General features: G+C 38.0%; 7 protein-coding genes. 1 reads left to right on the top strand and 6 read right to left on the bottom strand.

From position 1 onward, the window contains the following. Positions 1 to 92 precede the first annotated feature (92 nt). From arsM to AB1414_17020, 6 genes are all read right to left on the bottom strand, one after another. On the bottom strand, positions 93 to 803 hold the full coding sequence (gene arsM, locus AB1414_17045) for an arsenite methyltransferase (GenBank protein ID MEW6609121.1): 711 nt from the start codon (positions 801 to 803) through the stop codon (positions 93 to 95). Continuing rightward, positions 760 to 969 carry a hypothetical protein gene (locus AB1414_17040; GenBank protein MEW6609120.1) on the bottom strand — a complete coding sequence of 70 codons (210 nt, stop codon included), beginning with the start codon at positions 967 to 969 and terminating at the stop codon, positions 760 to 762. Before AB1414_17040 ends, arsM begins: the two co-directional genes overlap by 44 nt. 297 nt (positions 970 to 1,266) lie before the next feature. Continuing rightward, entirely contained in the window at positions 1,267 to 1,524 is a 258-nt protein-coding gene (locus tag AB1414_17035) for a carboxymuconolactone decarboxylase family protein (protein ID MEW6609119.1), read from the bottom strand. Then, positions 1,521 to 1,841 carry a metalloregulator ArsR/SmtB family transcription factor gene (locus AB1414_17030; GenBank protein ID MEW6609118.1) on the bottom strand — a complete coding sequence of 107 codons (321 nt, stop codon included), beginning with the start codon at positions 1,839 to 1,841 and terminating at the stop codon, positions 1,521 to 1,523. Before AB1414_17030 ends, AB1414_17035 begins: the two co-directional genes overlap by 4 nt. Before the next feature lie 297 nt (positions 1,842 to 2,138). Beyond that, positions 2,139 to 2,438 (bottom strand): hypothetical protein, encoded by a 300-nt coding sequence (locus AB1414_17025; GenBank protein ID MEW6609117.1) that lies wholly within the window; start codon positions 2,436 to 2,438, stop codon positions 2,139 to 2,141. Between the two features lie 4 nt (positions 2,439 to 2,442). Further along, complete coding sequence (locus AB1414_17020; GenBank protein ID MEW6609116.1) at positions 2,443 to 2,868, bottom strand: C-GCAxxG-C-C family (seleno)protein; 426 nt, start codon at positions 2,866 to 2,868, stop codon at positions 2,443 to 2,445. 80 nt (positions 2,869 to 2,948) lie between these two features. On the opposite strand from AB1414_17020, the gene AB1414_17015 reads away from it, so the two are divergent. Then, positions 2,949 to 3,854 carry a selenium metabolism-associated LysR family transcriptional regulator gene (locus tag AB1414_17015; GenBank protein ID MEW6609115.1) on the top strand — a complete coding sequence of 302 codons (906 nt, stop codon included), beginning with the start codon at positions 2,949 to 2,951 and terminating at the stop codon, positions 3,852 to 3,854. The last annotated feature ends 129 nt before the right edge of the window (positions 3,855 to 3,983 follow it).

The following is a 3,983-nucleotide window of genomic DNA, read 5'->3' as shown; positions in this document are numbered from 1 at the left end:
ATATGACGAGCTTGAATTTTCTGCAGCTGGAAATATTACAACTATTAGGTGTTCCAGCAAATAAATACTCTCTGAATGCTTTCACTTAAAAATCATGCAAAACATGAGAGGGGTGTCGAAATCAGCGCTTTAATGGTGACTTTGACATTTTTTAACCCTGCTTTTTCAACAACCCTTTTGTATTCATCAACTAGAATTGCGCCAGCAACACAACCTACATAAGCCTCAATGCTTTCCTGTATTTTCTTTGGGAGCTCTTTTAAAAGGGCAATGTCCGAAACCGCTATCCTGCCGCCAGGCTTTAAAACCCGATAAACTTCTTGAAATACCTTTGGTTTATCAGCTGATAGATTGATAACGCAATTGCTTATCACCACATCAACTGAGTTATCGGCTACAGGTAGGTTTTCTATCTCCCCAAGCCTGAATTCAACATTGCTAATACCATTCTTTTTTGCATTATCTCTTGCTTTCTCAATCATCTCATGTGTCATATCTACACCGATGACTTTACCATTTGCACCCACTTTGCTTGCAGACAGAAAGCAATCAAACCCAGCACCACAGCCAAGGTCAAGCACAACCTCACCTTCTTTGAGGCTGGCTAAGGCAGTTGGATTGCCGCAACCAAGAGCCAGGTTAGCCTCCTCTGGAATGGCTTTCAGTTCATCTTCTGAATAGCCAATGGATTTGGCAAATTCTTTGGTATCTGGTCCACAAGTGCCACACCCACAACCTTCTTTTCCTTGAGCAATCTTGCTATAGGCTTCTTCTACAATCTTTTGTATTTTGTTCTTCTTCATTTTTATCACCCATTTTTCCATAGATTTCCTCATAGGCTTTACAACAAGGACAGCATTTTTCACCCTTTTTCATCATCCTGGCAAAGGAAGAATTGGGGAATTTCCTTTTAATGTTGCACATTGGGCAAACAGAGGAAATAAACGCCAATAATTTTTTGCAATTCATCACTATCACCTCCATATTTATTTTGCGTAACCGTTCGGTGGTAATTTACCGCAGAGACGCAGAGGAACAGAGAAGACATAAAAATAAATCAGATAACATAAAAGATTATTGATGCAGACATCGAAATATTTATGACCTGCTTGCCGAATGTTCAGCAGGCAAGCCAGATTTGTTAATCAATTTTAATGTTGTTGTCCTCAAGAGCTTGCCCTGATGAAAATCAGAGATATTAAGCGTTTCGTAAATAGATTTTAATTTTTTTTCTCTGCGTCTCTGTGTCTCTGCGGTGAATAGTTACTATTTTGCCTCCAATAGCTCTTTGGCTATTTTCAAAGGCTCCTTCATCCTATCCGCCTGCTCATCGGAAACAGCCTTGCGTAGACATTCAGACCATTGTAAGGACTCGGCTATTGATATAACCCTCTTTAAGTCTTCCTTAGAACAACCTTCTTTCAACGCCTTATCAATGTAAAATTTGGTGCAAGGCTTACACCCTACCCCGATGACTACCGCAAGAGAAATTAGATTCTCATCAGGAGCACAGCATCCGCTCATTCTTTATCACCCCCCTTTTTTACAATTTTATAGTTTTTTAAAAAATCCACACAGCATTCAAACATCGAGAGAAAATCGCCACAGCATTCCTTCAACCAATCCTTGTTCAAGGAATAATAGATATTCTGACCCTTTCTTTTCGATTTTACCAGTCCTGCTCGCTTTAAGATATCTAAGTGATGAGAAATTGTCGGCTGGGAGACCTCAAAAGCCTCTCCTATTTCAGAAACACACATTTCTTTTTCTTCCAGCATCTTCAAGATGTGGACTCTTGTCTCATCCGATAATGCCTTAAAAAAGTCTTCACACTTTCCCATTTTTGTCCTCTAATATTTATACATATTTACAACTGTCTATATTCTAACACAAAAAAATTATCTTGTCAAGGTTTTTTTTGATCCCCCTTAAATTTAATTCATCTGGGCGGCCTCAAATCTCTTAAGACCGTCCAGAATTAAATCATCTAACGACAACAGATGTCTTTAAATGGTGCTTCGCCAGAGCAACAAGCTTTTATGCACTTCTTCAGATTCTCTGGCTTAAGTGCATCTTTTACCCTGGCGCCGGTAATTTGAACTTGATGTCGCTTTCACCATACATTTTTAATCACCTCATTACTGATGAATCTTCTTAACATTCCTTAGCCTTAAATAGCATAGCATAATAGGAAGTTGAACCAATGGGCCGACAATAGCAATTACTAATGACTTGGGTTTTATAACCTCCCTTTTGATTCTCTCTATCTCTATATCAAACATCGCTGGGTAGAGCATCAAGAGCAGGGCTACGGGAATTAGGGGTTTTAAGAATAAAGATTGATAGATGTTTCCAACTACTAACCCCAATATAATTGCCCCACAACTATATAACCCTAAATATCTCTTAATGCTCTTACCCAGTTTTAAGAAGATCACCCCTTTATTTCTCCCTTTCTACCAATATCTCTGATAGGATTCCTGCAGCGGTGGCGGTTAACTTCTTACATTTCTGCATATTTTCTTGTTCACCGAATCCTTTCAGTATGGTTTGGCAATTGGTAGAGCCAAATTCATCTATGAATCGTCTTCTAAACTCTGATGTGAGTTCACAGACATCCTTCAAATCCTTACCCGGCTCCATCCTTCCAAACAGGCATCCCAGAGCGATTACTCCTCCGGTTAATGCTCCACAGACATCCTCTTTGGTCTTACCAATTCCTCCGCCAAAACCTGAGGCAACCTTCGGTATTTCACTGCTTAGCTCTTTGGCAAAGAACTCGGTTATTGTCTTTGAGATTGCCTCTGCACAGTGAAACCCTCCTTCAAAATAATCAAATGCCTTCTTTTCTACATCTTCCCTTATCATTTTTTCACCTCCATTTTTTTTATTTGCATTATAGCATAACATAGACTATAATATAATTCAAATGAATTGTTTTTATAATAATGATAACTAAAGGTAATAATAGGATGAACCTAAATCAACTAAGAGTTTTTCATACTGTGGCTAAATTACAGAGCTTTACAAAAGCCACTTCAGAATTATATTTAACCCAGCCTGGGATTAGTAAGCATATTAAAGAATTGGAGGAATATTATGGAATTAGGCTTTTTGATAGACTTGGTAAAAAGGTTGTGCTTACGCAAGCGGGAGAAATTTTATTCGCAACCACCAAAGATATGTTTAATTTAGTAAATGAGGCAAAGATAAAGATTGATGAATTAAAAGGAATAAGGGGTGGAAAGCTAACTATGGGTGCCAGTGTTACCATTGGTATCTATATTTTGCCTGAGATTTTAGGAAAATTCAGGCATAAATATCCTGATATTGAGATAGCATTAGATATTTCCTTAAGCCAGGAGATAGTAGAAAAGGTTTTGGCTAATACAATTGATATAGGATTTATTGGAGCAATTGTAAATGATGAGAGGTTGATTATAAAACAATTCTTGACCGATGAGTTAGTAGTAATTGTTTCTCCTCGTCATAAATGGGCAGATAGAGAATCTATCCAGCCCAATGAGTTGGCCAACGAAACATTCATCATATCAAGACAAGGCTCTGGAACAAGAACGATTGTAGAAGAGCGACTAAAACAGATAGGTGTTATCTTGAAGAAAACAATGGAATTCGGAAATACAGAGGCAATCAAAAAGGCAGTGGAGGCAGGATTAGGCATTTCAATCATATCCAAATATGCTATTTTAAGGGAAGTAAATGCAGGCATACTTAAATCAATCTGTTTATCTGGGGTTAATCTTGGGCGTAATTTTTACTTTACTTATCGCAAGGATAAATATCTTACCAATGTAGTCAAAGCATTTTTGAGTTTATTATCCTCTCCTTCATAACCATAGAGGGTCGGACCTATTCTAATCCCGCATCAGAAGTAGGATTAGAGAGATTATGTAATAATTACACCTCCCATCCTTAAATCCTACCCATATCGGTTTGTCCTCCCCTTTATTCTTTCCTTAAAA

This window comes from bacterium, from assembly GCA_040755795.1.
GTDB lineage: Bacteria > UBA9089 > CG2-30-40-21 > CG2-30-40-21 > SBAY01 > JBFLXS01.
Note: the sequence above shows the minus strand (reverse complement) of the source record. Positions and strands in the feature narration are given on the sequence as shown.

Coding starts and splice junctions, on each gene's coding strand:
- arsM (MEW6609121.1), bottom strand. CDS start 803: ATGAAGAAGAACAAAATACAAAAGATTGTAGAAGAAGCCTATAGCAAG.
- AB1414_17035 (MEW6609119.1), bottom strand. CDS start 1,524: ATGAGCGGATGCTGTGCTCCTGATGAGAATCTAATTTCTCTTGCGGTA.
- AB1414_17015 (MEW6609115.1), top strand. CDS start 2,949: ATGATAACTAAAGGTAATAATAGGATGAACCTAAATCAACTAAGAGTT.
- AB1414_17040 (MEW6609120.1), bottom strand. CDS start 969: ATGAATTGCAAAAAATTATTGGCGTTTATTTCCTCTGTTTGCCCAATG.
- AB1414_17020 (MEW6609116.1), bottom strand. CDS start 2,868: ATGATAAGGGAAGATGTAGAAAAGAAGGCATTTGATTATTTTGAAGGA.
- AB1414_17030 (MEW6609118.1), bottom strand. CDS start 1,841: ATGGGAAAGTGTGAAGACTTTTTTAAGGCATTATCGGATGAGACAAGA.